This window comes from Arenibacter sp. S6351L (genome assembly GCF_023016025.1).
GTDB lineage: Bacteria > Bacteroidota > Bacteroidia > Flavobacteriales > Flavobacteriaceae > Arenibacter > Arenibacter algicola_B.
Window position 1 is genome coordinate 15,139 of the sequence record NZ_JALKBB010000027.1, and the last position, 18,233, is coordinate 33,371.

At 39.9% G+C, this 18,233-nt stretch carries 13 protein-coding genes; 5 read left to right on the plus strand and 8 right to left on the minus strand.

Going from position 1 to position 18,233, the window contains the following annotated elements; genetic code table 11:
* Nucleotides 1–3: 3 nt before the first annotated feature.
* Complete coding sequence (locus tag MWU82_RS18770) at nt 4–3,777, minus strand: reprolysin-like metallopeptidase (protein ID WP_247097550.1); 3,774 nt, start codon at nt 3,775–3,777, stop codon at nt 4–6.
* Nucleotides 3,778–3,829: 52 nt separating this feature from the next.
* Here MWU82_RS18770 and MWU82_RS18775 point away from each other — a divergent pair, with 52 nt between their 5' ends.
* Nucleotides 3,830–4,756 carry a bifunctional riboflavin kinase/FAD synthetase gene (locus MWU82_RS18775; RefSeq protein ID WP_215947890.1) on the plus strand — a complete coding sequence of 309 codons (927 nt, stop codon included), beginning with the start codon at nt 3,830–3,832 and terminating at the stop codon, nt 4,754–4,756.
* Nucleotides 4,757–6,076, plus strand: coding sequence for an HTTM domain-containing protein (locus tag MWU82_RS18780; protein ID WP_247097551.1), 1,320 nt, complete (start codon nt 4,757–4,759; stop codon nt 6,074–6,076). It abuts the gene before it with no gap.
* Nucleotides 6,077–6,101: 25 nt separating this feature from the next.
* Here the strand turns inward: MWU82_RS18780 and MWU82_RS18785 are convergent, their stop codons facing one another.
* Nucleotides 6,102–6,482, minus strand: coding sequence for a VOC family protein (locus tag MWU82_RS18785; protein ID WP_247097552.1), 381 nt, complete (start codon nt 6,480–6,482; stop codon nt 6,102–6,104).
* A gap of 88 nt (nt 6,483–6,570) precedes the next feature.
* On the opposite strand from MWU82_RS18785, the gene serS reads away from it, so the two are divergent.
* A complete protein-coding gene (serS, locus tag MWU82_RS18790) occupies nt 6,571–7,842 on the plus strand; it encodes a serine--tRNA ligase (RefSeq protein WP_215947893.1) in 1,272 nt (423 codons plus the stop codon).
* 11 nt (nt 7,843–7,853) lie between these two features.
* On the opposite strand, the gene MWU82_RS18795 is transcribed toward serS, so the two are convergent.
* The 6 genes from MWU82_RS18795 to MWU82_RS18820 all read right to left on the minus strand — a co-directional run bounded on the left by MWU82_RS18795 (nt 7,854) and on the right by MWU82_RS18820 (nt 15,938).
* Nucleotides 7,854–8,366, minus strand: a complete 513-nt coding sequence (locus MWU82_RS18795) for a phosphatase PAP2 family protein (protein ID WP_247097553.1) — start codon at nt 8,364–8,366, stop codon at nt 7,854–7,856.
* Between the two features lie 141 nt (nt 8,367–8,507).
* The gene (locus tag MWU82_RS18800) at nt 8,508–9,413 is read right to left on the minus strand and encodes a diacylglycerol kinase family protein (protein ID WP_111623939.1); all 906 of its coding nucleotides are present in this window, start codon (nt 9,411–9,413) and stop codon (nt 8,508–8,510) included.
* Between the two features lie 5 nt (nt 9,414–9,418).
* Nucleotides 9,419–11,395 (minus strand): alkaline phosphatase family protein, encoded by a 1,977-nt coding sequence (locus tag MWU82_RS18805; protein ID WP_247097554.1) that lies wholly within the window; start codon nt 11,393–11,395, stop codon nt 9,419–9,421.
* 83 nt (nt 11,396–11,478) lie between these two features.
* A complete protein-coding gene (locus MWU82_RS18810; protein WP_247097555.1) occupies nt 11,479–13,902 on the minus strand; it encodes an outer membrane beta-barrel family protein in 2,424 nt (807 codons plus the stop codon).
* Between the two features lie 80 nt (nt 13,903–13,982).
* Nucleotides 13,983–15,230: a HAMP domain-containing sensor histidine kinase gene (locus MWU82_RS18815; RefSeq protein WP_247097556.1), complete on the minus strand. Its 1,248-nt coding sequence runs from the start codon at nt 15,228–15,230 to the stop codon at nt 13,983–13,985.
* A 33-nt stretch (nt 15,231–15,263) separates the two neighbouring features.
* Nucleotides 15,264–15,938 carry a response regulator transcription factor gene (locus MWU82_RS18820; RefSeq protein ID WP_247097557.1) on the minus strand — a complete coding sequence of 225 codons (675 nt, stop codon included), beginning with the start codon at nt 15,936–15,938 and terminating at the stop codon, nt 15,264–15,266.
* 194 nt (nt 15,939–16,132) lie between these two features.
* Between MWU82_RS18820 and MWU82_RS18825 the strand changes: the two genes are divergently transcribed.
* Complete coding sequence (locus tag MWU82_RS18825; RefSeq protein WP_348647001.1) at nt 16,133–17,851, plus strand: tetratricopeptide repeat protein; 1,719 nt, start codon at nt 16,133–16,135, stop codon at nt 17,849–17,851.
* A 67-nt stretch (nt 17,852–17,918) separates the two neighbouring features.
* Nucleotides 17,919–18,230: a DUF4286 family protein gene (locus MWU82_RS18830; RefSeq protein WP_215947899.1), complete on the plus strand. Its 312-nt coding sequence runs from the start codon at nt 17,919–17,921 to the stop codon at nt 18,228–18,230.
* Nucleotides 18,231–18,233 lie beyond the last annotated feature (3 nt).

An 18,233-nucleotide genomic window follows, 5' to 3' on the forward strand; every position in this document is an offset into this window, starting at 1 on the left:
CGTTTATTTTTTTACTACCTTAAAATTACTATTTATACCTTCTCCCTTTACCTTAAGGATATAGATACCCGAGGGCAAGCCAGTAAAATTAATTCTAATTTCATTACTATTCAGGGTATAATCCTTATGGCTTATCAATTGCCCTGCATAATTAAAAATTTGGGCATTTACGGTATCCGGTCCATTATTGATTAAAATATTGACTTCCTCCTCAAAGGGGTTGGGGAACACCAAAGGTTCGTCCATGAGGAACAATTGTTCTTCGAAGACACCTTGACATGGCAGATTGGTCGACACCTTAATTTGATTGGAACCTTGTTTAAGGTCCAATGTAAGGCTGGAAGATTTGGTTTGCGTAACAATACCATTTAACTCAACATTGTACAAATCACCACCTTCCAGGTTCAATATGGCCTGGTTCCCCGAGGCGGTGAGCTTGGAAGTAACGGTTAAAGGTGGAGGTTCTGTAATGATGGCTTTAAAACAATAGGGTTCGTATACCTTGTCATCTTCCGTTCCAATAATACATATTTCATAAGTACCGGCCGCAAGGCCTTCTTTAAATAAGAAATTGGTAAAATTATTGCTCTCATTTATTCCATTACCGATAAGTGTAAGGTCGTAGTCCATATTGATGCCGGCTACGATACGTATAGAACCATTATTTTGATTGCTACAGGATTCACTGTTGATTTCCACTTCAAAATTATCCGCAGGCAAAATATAAACGGCACATCCGTTTAAATCCACCGTAGCCCCCATGGGCGTGTTTAGGCATAGATCGTCGCCATCATCAAAAACACCATCTTTATCCTCATCTGCCCTAAAGGTGCCTTCTACACAAATATCCATAGAAAACCCATTTAAGGATCCTCCATCCGAGGCCGCAATGTCCTTGACCTCCAATATCCAATCCCCATAGGTAGATTCCCCGTTAAAAGCTGTCAAAGAGCCTAAGGGCCTTACGGTGCCCTGTATGGCCGGAGTTGTTCCGCATATGAATCCTTCTGCGCTATCATCAAATGTCGCCAGTATATCCTGATTTCCTCCACAGGAATTGGATACGAGAATTACCCGAGTGCCGGCAGGGGATATAAGGGTTACTTCCAGATCGGCAAGAAAGGAATGGGTCAGATCCAAATTAACATTTATATCGGCCACAGGCAGGTCGTTCAAAAGGGTAATGGTGGAAGTTATTGTGGGTGCCCCGGTTGTTGATATGGTAATGGGCAAATCTTTGGCTGATTCCAAAGTACAGTTTAGTTCCAAGGTAGTAAAGCTAAAGGCCGGGCCAAAGGTTCCCTCTCCACAGCTATTTTTGGGTTTAACGTGCCAATAATAAGTGGTTTCCTCTGCGAGATCGGTGGCTAAATAGTAGTTGAAAATAACAGTGGCCGAATCAATAATATTGGTGAAGGCTGCGTCATCGGCAATCTCAACATCATAGGAGGTATAAGAGGAATTGGATTCCCATTCCAATTGTGATGTTATACGTGCACTTGTAGAGCCATTGGTGGGCAATTGCAGGACCACATCCGTAAATGCAGTTTCCAATATTTTCACATCTATTACAACTTCCTTGGTGGCATTTTCTGAAGTGGCCACTATGCTTATGGGGTAATTGCCGGGAGTTACCAAATCCGTATTGGAAAAGGTAATATTCACCAGAGTGTCGTTCACTATGGTGGAGGTAGGCGAAAAATCGACCGTCAATCCTGGGGGCATACCAGTGGCAGAAAAGGTGGCCTCCTCGGAAAAACCATTATATGTTTGGTAGTTGAAGGGCACAATTAAATCATTTCCTTGGCAAACTTCATGCTGCAATTGGGCGAAGTTCAATACTATATCTGATGGTGTTATCGTAAAATTGGAAGCGTTTACCGCTAAGAAGATATTGTCGTGTGCGCTGACCATTATTCGGCCTGTAGGAGTGGCAAATCCTGGGATCAATATGTCCTGTTGTCCGTCATTGGGTACGCTATCCGCTAATTTTATGGGAAAGGAAGCGCCTCCATTGGCGGAAAAATAGATGTCTACTTTTTGAGCGTTTACCGGACCCTGATTTGTTTTTGCTACATCCCAGACAACTTCTTGTCGAGTACCTGCCGTATAAATCTCATTGGTGGATTGTGACGTTATCACAAAGGGCCCTGCATTGTCTATGACCATAACTTTGACCAAGTCCGATGTAACCTGTCCTCCACCAAGGGAATTGTCCCTGACAGTTAGGGCAAAGTCCAGTTCACGTTCTACAGCGGAAACGGTTTCCCAAGTGGTATTTACATTGGGATTGGTTTGGGTAAGATTGCCCGATACGATGCTGCTTAGCCTGGGAAAATATCTGGTTGGTGTTACCGTTGGCTTTAGGGATCTAAAATTGGCTCCACTGAGATTTGTTGGCCCAAAGGTATTATGGGTTACTATGCCGTCATTTATTTGTTCCCAATTGTATGTAAGTATATCATCTTCATCCAAATCCGTTGCATTCCCTTTAAGCCTAAAGGCAGTAGATTTTGGAATGGTAAAGTTGCCGGTGGGCACTATTTCGGGTGGATTGTTGAGTAAGGAGATTTCCTGGGCACAACTCGTAGTTTTTATATATTCCAATATCTGAAAGATGCTGTAGTAATGAAAATAGTCATCTCCATTCAAGGCCACATTATTATTGCCGGAAATACCTGCATATCCCATAATTGTTGTACCGCTTCCTGGTTCGGCCTGTACCAGAGTTCCTTCGGATTCAAAGGACCAGGTGTGGTTGGCGCCAAACTGATGTCCCATTTCATGTGCTACAAAATCCAGGTCAAAAATGTCCCCTTGAGGAATTAAGGCAGAGGAATAGGCGCTCCCTTTTCTGGAATCTATACAAACAGAGGCAATAAATCCGGCATTCCCTCCATTTTCGTCCTTTTGAAACAAATGGCCTACATCGTAGTTATCAGCACCAATAACCGTCGTTAAGGTATTTTGTACTTCAGAATTAAGATTAGTTCCATAAGGATCAGTGTCCTTGTCCGTGTAGATTACCTGATCGGTATTGGCAACAATCTCTAAACTAATTCCCAAATCGGTTTCAAATATTTCATTTACCCGTGTAATGGTAGCATTTATGGCCGCTAGGGCATCCGGAACGGTTCCGCCGTGGAACTCGGTATACTCTCCTGTAGCCGAGATGGCCACCCTGAATTTTCTTAATACTTGGCCATCTACCAATTTTAAAGCGGAGGGTCCTTTGTCCTTTTCGATAATGGAAGTTGTCTCGCAAATGAAATTGGTGTTCATCATATAGGTGTCTTTCCTATTGTACACTATATATTCATTTTCGGAATCCGATACTTTTTGCATGTAGGTGGCATTTTTGCTTTCACCGTACACGATCATGCTTTGTATGCCGTTTTGGGAAACACTAAATCTTACCCTGTCCTTTTCATTCTTTAAACCTCTACCGACATATGACTTTATCTGGGGGTATTTCTTGGAAAGTTCTGGAGAAAGTACGGAAGCTTCTTGAACAACGAATGGTATCAAGTCCCCGTCTTCGTCTGGAAAACTCACTATTTTTGAAGACTTTTGGATTTTCGTCGCCTTTAGTTCATTGACAAAAACATCTTTTTTCAAAGAAAAAGTAAGGCCGTGATTTATCTCCAAATTCTCCGATTGCCTTTGGGACTTCTTGCTCCTAGAATCGGTTTTTTGCCAATAATTAGCTTGCCCAAATCCGCAATAGCAAAGAAAAAATATGGATATTGAAAAAACAAGACGTAATTTTACAACCATCAAGCGGGTTTTTGTACAAACTCAAAGATAAGTTTTTTTATTATTCGAATTTGTGATAACAGTTCAAAGCATCTCCAATTACGATAAAGCGCACCCTACTGCCATTACTATTGGCACTTTTGATGGTGTGCATATTGGTCACCGTAAAATATTGGAACGTCTCATAAATAATGCCAAAGTACTGGAGTTGAAATCTACGGTACTTACTTTTTTCCCACATCCCAGGATGGTGCTACAAAAAGATGTCTCTATCAAACTTTTAAATACCATTGATGAGAAGATCAAAATTTTGGAGGAATTAGGAATCGATTATTTAATTGTACATCCTTTTACCAAAGAGTTTTCCCGCTTATCGGCAACACAGTTCGTTAGGGATATATTGGTCAATGATTTAAAGACCAAAAAAATTATTATAGGTTACGACCATAGGTTTGGCAGAAATAGGAATGCCAACATAAATGATCTAATGGCATTTGGAAATGCGTTGGACTTTGAGGTGGAAGAGATATCCGCCCAAGAAGTGGATGATGTTTCCGTTAGTTCCACCAAAATCAGGAAAGCCTTGGAAGAGGGGGACATGAAAACGGCCAATATGTATTTGGGATATAATTATATGCTAACAGGGAGCATTGTAAAAGGAAAAGGAATAGGTAGAAAATTAAACTTTCCAACTGCCAATTTATCCATTCCGGAGGAATACAAGCTAATTCCCAAGAACGGGGTCTATGTGGTGAGCAGTGTAATAGAGGACAAAACGGTATTTGGAATGATGAATATCGGTTTTAATCCTACGGTGGAGGGCAAGACAAAAAGCATAGAAATTAATTTCTTCGATTTTGATCAGGATCTTTATGGAAAAAAAATTCAGATCGACATTATTGATCGTTTAAGGGATGAGAAAAAGTTCAATTCCTTGGAAGGCCTACAGGCGCAATTGAAAAAAGATCGGGAGACCTCCCTTTCCATAATTTCCAAGTAAATGTTGGATCGGTTTCTTTTTAAGCAAATCGATAATAGTCCGCTTCTAATTTTCAGGGTATTTTTTGGCATTTTGGTAAGCCTGGAATGCTATGGGGCCATTGCCACGGGTTGGGTCAGGAAAAATCTGATAGATCCGGAATTTACCTTTAATTTTATTGGTTTCGACTGGTTGCAGCCATTGCCCGGAATAGGCATGTATTTGTATTTTATTGCAATGGGCACCCTGGGGATTTGTATAGCGCTGGGTTATAGGTACCGATTTAGCGCTGCGGCCTTTGCCCTGCTCTGGACCGGCGTTTATCTTATGCAAAAAACAGCCTACAATAATCATTATTACCTGCTGGTATTGATTGCGCTGATAATGACTTTTTTACCGGCAAACAGGGATTATTCTCTGGATGCCAAGAGAAACCCTTCCATAAAGGCCAATCACATGTCCGCCTATATCAAATGGGCAATTGTTTTTCAGTTGTTCATTGTCTACACTTATGCCTCCTTGGCCAAGATGTATGGTGATTGGTTGGATTTCAGTATTATAGAGATTCTGTTTAAAAATAAAAAGTCCTATCCCATCATTGGAGGCCTTCTTCAGGAACCTTTGGTACATAGGGTAGTTGGTGTTTCGGGTATTCTTTTCGATTTTTTTATTGTACCAGCTCTCTTGTGGAAACCGACCCGTAAATGGGCTTTTTTTGCTTCCATATTCTTTCATTTGTTCAATTCCATAGTCTTTCAAATCGGAATTTTTCCTTATTTGGCATTGGCGTTTACGGTATTCTTTTTTGAACCGGAAACCATCCGGAAATTGTTTTTTAAAAAGAAGGCACCCTACCAAGGAGGTGCCATTATTGTTCCGCCCCAAAGAGAATTGGTTTTGGGAATTTTGTCCCTTTATTTTTTGATCCAATTGGCCCTGCCGATCCGTCATTATTTTATAAAGGACGATGTGTTATGGACAGAAGAGGGGCATAGGTTGAGTTGGAGAATGATGTTGCGGAGTAGGACCGGAATTACTACTTTTAGAATAGTGAACCATACCAACGGGAATTCGTATCTGGTAAATTTGGACGATTATTTAACAAGGGGACAGAAAAGTAAAATTAAATCCTATCCGGATTTTATGTGGCAGTTTGCCCAACGCTTAAAACGGGAATACAATGAAAAAGGGGAGGACATCTCGGTTTTTGTAAATTCCAGGGTGAGTGTAAATGGAAAACCGTATCAAGAATTTATAGACCCAAAAATAGACCTTGGCAATGTGTCCTGGAACTATTTTGGGCATAACGATTGGATTTTGCCTTCCCCATCCAAAAATTAGTGGAATAGGATTGCCCTATGGCTTTCTAAAATGGTTTGGCCCTATGGCAAAGTTGCAGGGGCATGCCCCATGGGTCACGAAGCATTACCAAATGGCTGCCGTCTTCCTTTGTTATTTCCTCAACAAAACTGGCTCCTTTATCCAATAGCCTTATCTTATCTTTTTCGGCATTTTTGGACACAAATGCCATATGAAAAGTTAGAGGATGCTTTGTTTTGAAATCTGTAATTTCTTCATCAGGTCTATGGTAAAGTTCTAGGATTACACGTCCCGTTGAATCTTCCAAAAAGGTCATAAAAGGAGCTTCAGTTTGTTCAAAAACTACTTTTAATCCCACATTGGCAACATACCATTCCTTAATGTCCTTGATGTTTTTTACGTTCAAGGCGATGTGTTCAAAAACCATGAAATTTAATTTTGCTAGCTATATCTAGCCTAAATTTATGCCGAAAATCCGAAGATTAGGTTAAATTTGCACGATAAAAATCAAAAAAATGTTGCAGTTACAGGCTATCCGTGAGGATAAGGAACAAATTGTCGAAGCTTTAAAAAAGCGTAATATTGATGCCCTTCCACTTATTGAAAGCGTACTTCAATTGGATGAAAAACGACGGTCCCTGCAGACACGCCTGGATAATACACTTGCGGAATCCAATAGTATTTCAAAGGAAATAGGCCAACTTTATAAAAGCGGTAAGGCCGCGGAAGCCAACGTTTTAAAGGAAAGAACCGGTAGTTTGAAGGAGGAGTCCAAGGAATTGAACGAGGCCTTGACCGAAACTGCAACCGAACTACAAAATTTACTGTACCAAATTCCAAATGTTCCACATACATCAGTACCTGCCGGTAGCACTGAGGAGGATAATGAAGAGGTGTTCAGGGAAGGGGATATCCCAACCTTAAAAGAGGGTGCGCTGCCACATTGGGAATTGGCAAAGAAATATGATATTATTGATTTTGAACTGGGAGTAAAGATTGCTGGCGCCGGATTTCCGGTGTACAAGGGAAAAGGTGCCCGATTGCAAAGAGCCCTTATTTCTTACTTTTTGGATAGGAATGCCGCTGCTGGATATAATGAAATTCAAGTGCCCCATTTGGTAAATGAGGCATCAGGTTATGGTACGGGCCAGTTGCCCGATAAAGAAGGACAAATGTATCACGTAGGTGAGGACGATCTTTATCTGATTCCAACGGCCGAGGTGCCGGTAACCAATATTTTTAGGGATGTTATTCTAAACGAGGCCGATTTTCCCATTACCCACACGGCATATACTCCTTGTTTTAGGAGGGAGGCCGGGAGTTACGGTGCCCATGTGCGCGGACTGAACCGCTTGCATCAATTTGACAAGGTAGAAATTGTACGGGTGGAGCATCCCGCTAAATCATACGAAGCCTTGGATGGTATGGTAGAGCATGTGAAAAATATACTTAGGGAACTAAAATTGCCCTACAGGATCTTGCGTCTTTGTGGAGGGGATTTGGGCTTTACTTCTGCCCTTACCTATGATTTTGAGGTCTTTTCAACGGCCCAAGATCGCTGGTTGGAAATTAGTTCGGTCTCCAATTTTGAAACCTTCCAGGCCAATAGATTAAAATTGCGCTATAAGGACGAAAATGGAAAAAGTCAATTGGCACATACCTTAAATGGTAGCTCATTGGCCTTGCCCAGGGTATTGGCCGGAATATTGGAAAATTATCAGACAGAGGATGGAATCCAAATTCCTGAAGTCCTTATACCTTATACCGGTTTTGATAAAATCGGCTAATATTAACGGGACTAAAATTTGTATTTAAAGCCTAGGAGATAGTTCTCATCACTGCTGTTAAAGGTGATCTCCATATGTTCCTTTTGATATGGGGTAGTGAAAATATAGGAGCTACCAACCCCTATTATGGCTCCTGCCAAAACATCCCAACCATCGTGTTTATCGGCCTGTATCCTGGAATAACCGGTAAAACCGGCCAGCGCATAGGCTGCAGCACCATATTTCCAACCATAGCGTTTTTGGATGAAAGCTGCACTTTGAAAAGTGATGGAGGTATGGCCTGAGGGAAAGGAGGAATTATTGCTTAAATCCGGTCTGGGCTTATCTATGGCTGTTTTTAGACCAATGGTCAGTGCCTGGTTCAGGAGGAAGCCCTTGGTAAATTGCCATGCTCCCTTTTGATCTCCGATGATTATAGAAGAGCCCAAGGCCGTGGCGGGCATGGTAAATATTAAAACATCCCCCAATGTAGTAATTGTTTTGTCCTGGGCCTTCAGCAAAGTGCTGAATAGTATTGCCAGCAAAAATAACAGGGTTTTGAAATGGTGATGGAGTTTTAATATTCCCCGACTTAAGTTGGAAGCCATGTTTTATGAGCGTTAAAAAGAATGGGATTTTCTGGGCATACCAAATAACCGAATTAAATGAATGAATCTAAGGATAAACTAAAGCCGGAGTTCAATGTTCTTAGGGGCAAGAATGTCCAAGGATTTTTCCAATATGGAAATATTAATATGTTTGTCTTCCATTTTGTGGAATTCCCCATCTATTTGCGAATCCAAAAATAACCCGTCATTCCTGTAAATTTGTAATGTTTTGGTTTGATAGGTTTTGATCTCCTTTAGCCAATGGTACTTACGGACCAACATTAATGCGCCGAACAACAACATTTTTAATTTACTTAGTTCGGGAACTATTAGTACGTCCAACTGGCCATCCATTAAAGAGGCTTTAGGGGTTAAACTAATGTTGAATCCCAGTTCATTGGAGTTGGAAACGAATACTAAAAATGGGTTATATATGGTATGGTCCTCATCTATGGATATTCTTACTTCCCGTCCTTTTTTAAACTCGTTAAAGGATCTAAGCGAGGCCTTTAGGTACCCAATAAGGGTTCTCTTTTTTAAAGCTTCATAGTTTTTTATGACATTGGCATCGAAACCCATTCCCGTATTACTGAAAAAATAGGATTCATTTACTTTTCCAACATCTATAGTTACTATATCGTTCTTTTTAATTATTTCAATAGCTTTTTCAATTATTGAGGGAATCATAAGATTGGAAGCCAGTCCGTTTCCCGATCCTATAGGAATAATTCCCAGCATTATATTTGTGCCAACCAGACAAGAGGCAACCTCATTGATGGTACCGTCCCCTCCACAAGCTACAATGGTTTGGGCACCTTCTTTGATGGAATCTTTGGTAAGTGAAATAGCCTGTTTTTTATATTTGGAGTATTTAACGGAAAGGAGATATTCAGTTTCCTTAAAGTAAGATCTAAGGAATTCCTTTTCCAAAAAATTGTTACCGGAACCGGCTTTTGGATTGATTATAAAATGAATATTTCTCAAAATATTTATTGCTGTGTCTTTAGCCCGTTGTGGGCGTACAAATAATTGGCTGCCTGGTAAAATGCTATGGTGGTGTCCAAATAATTTTTGTCTGTAGGAATTAGGGTTAGGTTATTATTGGTGGAATTCCATTCGTAAAAGTTAAACTTCTTTTGATCTCCCAAAACCATTACTTTATTTCCTTTTAAAAGGCCCAATTTCCTGTAATTGCCAATAAACGCCCTTTCGTCCTCCTGTTTCATGGTAAAGATATTTTTTCCGAACAAATTACTGGTGTAATCCCAGTTTAATAACGAAAATACAGTGGGAAACATATCTATTTGGGAACAAAGCTTATTTATTTTTTGCGGTGCAGTATCCTGAAGATTGCAAATCATGGCCGGGATGTGGTAATTGTTGATATCCAGTTCCCCTCTTCCGGCACTGCTGGCACAATGATCGCTCATAATAACCAGAACAGTGTTCTTAAACCATGGCCTTGTCTTGGCAATTTTCAAGAATTGGGCTATAGCGTAATCGGTATACTTTACTGCCCCTTGTCTGCTGGTCCCAGATGGGATATCTATTGAACCTTCAGGATAAGTGTAGGGTTTGTGATTGGAGGTGGTCATCACAAAATCGAAAAAGGGTTTGTTGTTTTCGTGGGCCATATCGGCTTCCTTTATCACCTTTCTATAAATGTCCTCATCACATACGCCCCAAGCATTTTCAAATGTTACTTCGTCATCCTCAATGTTGGTTCTTGTGGTTTTTATTTCCTTGTCCAGTAGAAAACCTCTGCCACGGTCTACGATATTAAATCCGTTGCCACCAAAGTAGGTGTTCATATTATCGAAATAACCATCCCCCCCGTAAAAGAAATTACGGCTATACCCCATGTTTTTAAATACTTCCCCAATAGTAAATAGTCCGATATTGTCTGTTCTTTTCACAATACTTCTTCCCTGTGTAGGAGGAATGGATAGGGTTATGGCTTCCATACCACGGACTGTTCTTGTTCCAGTGGCATACAGATTGGTGAAAAATATGCCGTTAGATGCCAAACTGTCCAGGGTCGGGGTAATGTTGTAATCGCCACCAAGGGTGTTCAAATATTTGCCGCTCAAACTTTCTATACAAATGAAAATAATGTTCGGCTTAATGGACTTGGCTAATGAATCTGTATTTTGAATTGTTCTAAGTATGGAATGGTCTTTTGGTTTTAGGAAAGTTGCCTTTTCATTTTTGTAGGATGCTTTCACCAGATCAAAAGCCTTATCGGTATTTATAGTCTTATAAAAATCGTCGAAAGAAAGTTCGTTGTTCCTGAATGCGGCAAAAAAGGAATAGATTCCGGCCTTGGACAATTCGTTGTTGTACCTGTTGGCAAACTGTTCTGCCTGTTTATTCTTAATAAATAATCCAGAAATAATAGCAATAAATAGAACGGCAAAGAAGGGTAATAACTTGGCTTTAAAGGGGGTGGTGCTTTTAAATGTTTTGTTGAATGCCGCTTTTTTGTAGGTAATAAATATCAATACCCCAACTGCGATTAAAATCAGGCCGACCAAATAGGGGATGGGGTAGGATTCGTTTATGTTTTTGACCACCTCGTAGGAATAGACCAAATAATCTACCGCAATAAAATTGAACCTATTTTTAAATTCGTCCCAAAAAGTGATTTCTGCAAAGAACGAAAACAGGAATATTATTAGGCCTATGGTATAAGCAAAATAGGTGATTGATTTGTCTACGATACTTCCGTAAAATTTTTGGGGCATCAGCAGTAAATATAAAGAGTAGGGCAGAGCAAAGAAGGAAACAGTGCCTACATCGAATAAAAACCCGATAGCAAAGGTGGAGAGTAGTGTTGTGATCGAGGTGTCAATTTCCCCAAAGCTCCAAAATAAAAATACGGTCCTAACTAAGAAGGACAGTATTAGGAAAATGCAGATAAAGGTTTTTAGCAGTGCAAATCGGTCGGGGAAAAGTTTTTGCCACATTTTAAATGTATAATTATAAATCAATATTAGGATAACATTCTAAAGAAATTTTAAAGTATCAAGGACTTGGGTCTTTGTACTAATTAAAACTTATACTTCAATCCGGCCCTTATTATCTGCGTTTCAAAATAGTTTTCATACATAGCGGTAAAGCCGTCACTTACAACTTCTTGCCGCAGGCCAAAGGTGTTAAAAATGTCCGAGGCGGAGAGGGTAAACTCTCCATGGCCATCCCAAACTATTTTCTTTATACCGGCATCAATCGAGGATCGAGATAGTTGTTTGCCTTGTGGAATATTCTTGTCGGAGTAATATAGTCCCGTAAGCTGCAGAGCCCAATTGGCGGGCAAGGTAATTTCATTGTTAATTTTAAAATCGCCTGCATTATCCGATGATTTTTCAATATAAAATGGCCGTACATAAGGGAATAACAAAGTGCCGGTATAATTGTCTATGCTGTTTACATACCAATTTATACTTGCGGACAGTTTCCAATTTCTGGTAATATTCTGACTCATCAGTAATTCAATACCGGTATTGGTAGCATTACCTGTATTCTGATATATTTTGTTTACAATATCATAGTCAGGATTGGAATCGTCTATGCTAAAAATACGCATATATTGATCTTTTATCATTCTGTGATAAAGGGCAGAAAAAAGGGAACCGGTCCCCCAGCTGTATTTATGGGCCAGTTCAACGGCGTCCGTAAATTGTGGACGTAAATACGGATTGCCCACTTTTAAGAGTTCTGGATCATCGTATTTGGGAAAAATACGCAGTTCGGGTTCGCCTGGTCTGTCTACCCGTCTATTGTAAAACATGGATAGCCTATTGTAATCATTTAATTTATAGGTAAAACGCAAGCTGGGGAAAAGTTCAAAATAATTATAGGCGTCATTGTTCTGGTAATAGCTGTTTGCCGGGTCTATGTCATAAAATACATCGGTATGTTCTGCTCGCAGGCCTGCTTCTATGTCAAATTTTTCTTTCTCAAGCAAATAGTTGGTATAAAGGGCGTAGAGGTTTTCGCCCCAGTCGGAATAGGTACCCATATCGGGATATATAATACTATTGTTGCCTGGAGTTATAGTGTACTCCACCGGCAACCTTCTAATTCTTACTTTGGATCCCAATTCTATTTTCCCATGCTTTAGGGCTCTGGAGTAATCTGCCGATAGGCTTGTTGTGTGCTCAATTGCCAAAATATTGGTGGCATCCCGCCCGACCCTTATGGCGGAACTGTCGTTCAGGAAATAGCTTTCATCCTCCAGCCCTCTTGTGTATTGGGCATTTGCGCTAAGGGTGTGGCCTATCTTCGAAAATTTATGCTTGTAATTTACAGCCACATTTATATAACTTGTAACTTCTTCCTCCTGCCAATTGTAATACCTTTCCCGGCTATTGGTGTTCAAATTTATAAAGGCAACTTGTGAGGTGTCTATGTGCTTTTCACGGTCGTACATGCCCGAAACCGTAATGGCATCATTGTTATTTAATTCCCAGTCTATGCCCCCATTTATAATGGCGCGGAACTGCCTGCGGTTTTCCGGTACCTGCGAGATGGTATTTCTGCCGTCGTCATAGTGTCTCGTAGTAAATTCGTTATTTGGTAGGGCCTCTTGTAAAATAAATTCCGACAGTAAAAAATAGTTCAATTTATTACTCTTGTAATTGAAATTTAAGCTGGGAATAAGTTTGGGGTTAAAGGTGTAGGATCCAAGATCGGTTCTGGTATCTTCCTTCTTTTTGCCCAAAGCCCCTATGCCAAAGGAAAGTCCGGCATCGCCATTAAATCCGGTCTTTTTTTCCTTTTTATATATGATATTGACGATTCCTGCGAAACCGTTGGCATCGTATTTGGCCGATGGATTATTGATTATTTCTATTTTTTCAATATTGGCCGCGGGGATATTGCCCAATCCCTTCTGATTGCCAAATCCTGTGAGACTGGATTGTTTTCCGTCTATTAAAATAACGACCTTGTCACTTCCCCGAAGTATTACCTTTCCGTCCTGGTCAAAGGTTACCCCGGGCATAGTTTTCATGGCATCCAGTACAGAACCCCCGGATTGGGCAATATTATCGCTTAGATTAAAGGATTTTTTATTCAGTTCAGAATTGGTGGTGGCCTGTTTTCCCGTAACTTCTATTTCCTTCAACATTTCGGCGTCCGGGGATAATTCTATCCGTCCCAGATCGAAAACGGTGTTAAGGCCACTAGTCGTAATTTTTTGTGAGGTTGAGGCATATCCTATATAGGTAAAATAAATGGTGTAGGTTCCCACGGGGATATTTTCAATAAAAAACTTCCCATCATCTTCCGTTATACCTCCCGTTACCAAAGAATTGTCCGGAAATTGGGTAACAGCCACATTTGCAAATGGCATTGGTTCGTTGGTGGAGGCGTCTACCAATAGTCCGGTGATGCTTATGGATTTTTGGGCAGAAACAATAGAAAGGCTAAAGAGTATAAATACTAGTAAGAGGGAGGTATTCTTGTTCATTTTGGCAGTAAGAATTCAATTTTGAACGAAAAGTAGGGGAATAATCTAAAGAGAATTTAAAGCCAACCATTAAGTGCGGTTTATTCCCTTGCAGGCTTGGTGGGGCCAAAGTCTATTGAAAAACAGTGATGGTCGTTTATGTAGGTATAGGAAATGTTGTATCCGTAAAGGTCACATATCTTTTTTACAATGGCGAGACCCAGTCCGGTCGATTTTATTTCCTTGGTTTCCCTATAAAATCGTGTAAATAGATGTTGTGGATTGGTAATGGGCTTAAGGCCAAAATTGGACACGGAAAGAACCATGTCTTTCGCTTCTATGTTTATAGGTTTTTTATGGGCACTGTGTTTTATAGCATTGGAAATGATGTTGTTGCACAATATTTCCGCCAAATAAGGATCCATAGTGGCTATGATGTCGTTGGTTTTCCCGAAGGTTAAGCTAATGGTAGATATCTCATTAAAATTGGCAATGATCTGTGCTACTAAGTCCGTAATGTCAATATTCTCCCTGTGTGTAAATTGGAGGTTCTCCAACTTGGTCAACAATGCCAAGCGTTTATTTAATTGTGTTAAGCGCTGTATGTCTTTTTGTATGGACGCCAACTGGTTAAATTGTACCTCCGTTACCGTTTGGTCGTTAATTATATTTTCAATTTTGGCCTGTATAATGGCCAGAGGGGTCTGTAGTTCATGGGAAACATCCTCTGTATATTGCTTTAAGTTTTCATAATCGTCACGGACTTTGCCCGTTAATAAGGCAATCTCTTTGTTTAGTTCGGAAAACTCCAGGATTTCACTGTCCAATAGCTGAATCGGTTCCTTGGACAACAATGAAAACTTTTTCATTTGTTCCAAATTATGAAAGAACGGATTCCATATTTTCTTGTTACTGGATTTGTTAAGGTAGAATTGGAAAACAAAGACCAGGAATATTATGACTATATAGGAAAGAATTATGGCCCATAAAATTTGGTTGGTTTCCACAACAAGAACGCGTACAGATATCTTATACGATTTATTGTTGATTCTTTTATAGGTAGAGAGTTCCCGGAACAATTCCATTTCATCCTGGGAAGGATCGTAGATAACCGTATCCTTGGTAAAAGGTGTTTTTAATTCGTTTACCTCCTTAATCTCTATTATGGGGGCCAAGGAGCTGGGATGTTGCCCTGCCATTAGCGCACTTTCTATTCTTGCCTCTGCGGAAAATAATTCCTCTTCTACTTCCTGTTCAAGCAACCATCGTACATAAAAGAATAGTGCAATGGTACTAAGGACCATCAATAGCATGCTTGCCCAAAGAAATGATTTGGATGCTTTTCGCAATAGAGGTATTTTAATGTTCTTTTTGGCCAAGTCTTACTCTTCTGTAAATTTATAACCACTTCCGTAGGCGGTCTTTATGTATTTTGCTCCTTCAGACGTTAATTTTTTCCGTAGGTTGTTGATATGGACATATATAAAATCGAAATTATCGGCCAGATCACTATTGTCGCCCCAAAGATGTTCCGCAATAATTTCTTTGGATAGGACCCTATTCTTATTGGTAATAAAGAAAAGCAATAAATCGTATTCCTTTCTGGTCAAGGTCATGGGTTTGTCTTGGATATAGGCCGATTTTGCTCCGGTATCTACACGTATTTCATTAAATACGATGTTTTCGTCACCGCCAAATTTGCCCCTTCTCAAAACGGCTTTTATACGCGAATTAAGCTCTGCCAAATGAAAGGGCTTGGTTATATAATCATCTGCTCCCAAATCCAGTCCTTCAAGTTTGTCGCTCAAGGAATTATTGGCCGAAATAATGATTACACCCGCTTTTTTCTTCTCCTTTTTTAATTGCTTTAGGACTTCCAAACCACTTCCGGTAACCAAATTAATGTCCAGGATAATTATATCATAGTCGTATAGGGATACTTTGTAAATGGCCTCCTCATAGTTGGAAGCCCATTCGCAAACATTCCCATCCTTCTCCAAATAGGTGACAATGGATTGTTGTAGGGAAATTTCGTCCTCTGCAATTAATAGTTTCATCAAAAAAAATATATACAAAGTTACATCTTAAATCTAAGCTGAATTTAAAGTTGGGCCTACTTATAATTCTTTATATTGGACTTAACATCCACTTTGTACATTCTACGTATCTTTGAAAAAAAGAATCTTTGCGACTACTTATATTCATACTAATATTTTCTTGTTGCCAACTGCTGGTTTCCCAAGAAGATTTTTTGGCTAAACAGTATTTTGAGGATGGCGCCTTTGATAAGGCTTTGGTGTTCTATGAAAAGTTGGTCGCCAAAAATCCGATGCGGACAGATTATGGCGAAGGCCTGGTGGCCTGCTACCAACAATTGGAACAGTATGATAAGGCCCAGGAATTTTTGTTGAAGGCGGTGAACGAGCAAAATATTTATCCTACCATGCTCATAGAGCTGGGGTACAATTATGCGTTACAGGACCAACCGGAAAAGGCTACAGAGTATTACAATGCAGCGCTCCAAAAAATAAACGAGAACCCTAATTTTGGTTATGGTCTTGGTTATAGGTTTCAGAAATATGCCTTGTTGGATTATGCCATAAAGGCGTATTCCGTGGCAATGGAGCTAAATCCCAAATTGGATTATAATTTTCAAAAAGCTAGGATCTACGGGGAGCAGGGAAACATAGAGCAGATGTACGAATCCTATTTAAAATTAATAAGTGAAGGCAAGGCCTCACAGGCAAATGTACTTCGTAATATCAACGATTTTATCAGTTCGGAGGCCGAGAACCCAAATAACATTAAATTCAAAAAGGTATTGCTTCAGAATGCACAAAGAAGCCCGGATATCATATGGAACGAATTGTTGAGTTGGCTTTTTGTACAACAAAAACAATTTAAGAGTGCCTTTAACCAAGAAAAGGCCATTTATAAAAGAGGAGGAGAGACCTCTTTACAACGTTTGCAGGGATTGGGAAAACTGGCTATGGAGGAACAGGACATAGATACGGCAAAGGAAGTATTTATGTATATATCCGAAAATAGTGCGGACGCCGTAGTGGCCCTGGATGCCCAGTTAAATCTTATTGAAATAGATTTATTGGAAGCGGATGATAAGGTGTTGGACAAGGTCCAAAAGAAATTTGATGACTTATTGGGCGTTTACGGTTACGAAATGGAGACCTTGCAGCTACAGATAGCCTACGCCAAATTTTTAACCTTCAATAAGAATAACCCCGAGCCGGCTATAGGGATATTACGTCAAAGTTTGGAGCTGCCCCTAAATAATTATAGCAAATCCTATATTAAAAGTACTTTAGGCGATATTTTGGTCTATGACCGGCAGTTTAACCAGGCCTTGATCTATTTTTCCCAGATTCAGAAAGATTTAAAAAATGATGTCCTTGGTCAGGATGCCCGCTTTAAGGTGGCGCAAACTAGTTTTTACAAAGGGGATTTCGATTGGGCATTGACGCAATTAAAGATACTGAGAGGATCTACCTCACAATTGATTGCCAATGATGCCATGCAGTTAAGCCTATTGATATCCGATAACTCATTGGAAGATTCCACACAGACCGCATTAAAAAAATATGCCCGTGCCGATTTTTTGGCCTACCAAAATAAAAAGAAGGATGCAGTGGACCTGTTGGAAGATATTCTCCAAAATCATAAAGGGGAAAAAATAGAGGATGAGGCACTTTTGAAACAGGCCGAAATTTTAATAGAATTAAAGGATTATGAAAAGGCCGAATTTAACTACCTTAAAATAGTGGAATTCTATGCCAATGATATTTTAGCCGATGATGCCAATTTTGCCCTGGCGGAACTGTATCGCAATATCCTGGATCAGCCGGAAAAGGCCAAGGCACATTATGAGAAAATTATCTATAACTATCAGGATAGTTACTTTTTTCCACTAGCAAGAAGAAATTTCAGGATGTTGAGGGGAGACAGTATTAATTAGTGTCCAATACCTTGGCCTGTCCATAAATGAATATAAATATTCCCTTTCGGGAAAGTAAAGAAATAGCATGTATATTTACAATGTTACCATGAATATTGAAGAATCGATCCAAGGACAGTGGTTGTCCTGGATGAAGGAGGTGCATATCCCTGAGATGTTGGAAACTGGTAAGTTTACCAGGGCCTTGATGACCAAAGTGCTGGTGGAAGAGCAGATGGGAGGAATTACATATTCCATACAATATACCACAGATTCCAAAGAAACCCTTCAAAAATATTACGACGAAGATGCAGAAAGACTGCGTAAAAAAGTGATGGAACTCTTTGCAGGTAAGTTTGTTGCCTTTAGGACAGAGTTGGCGATCATTAGCGAACATTAATTA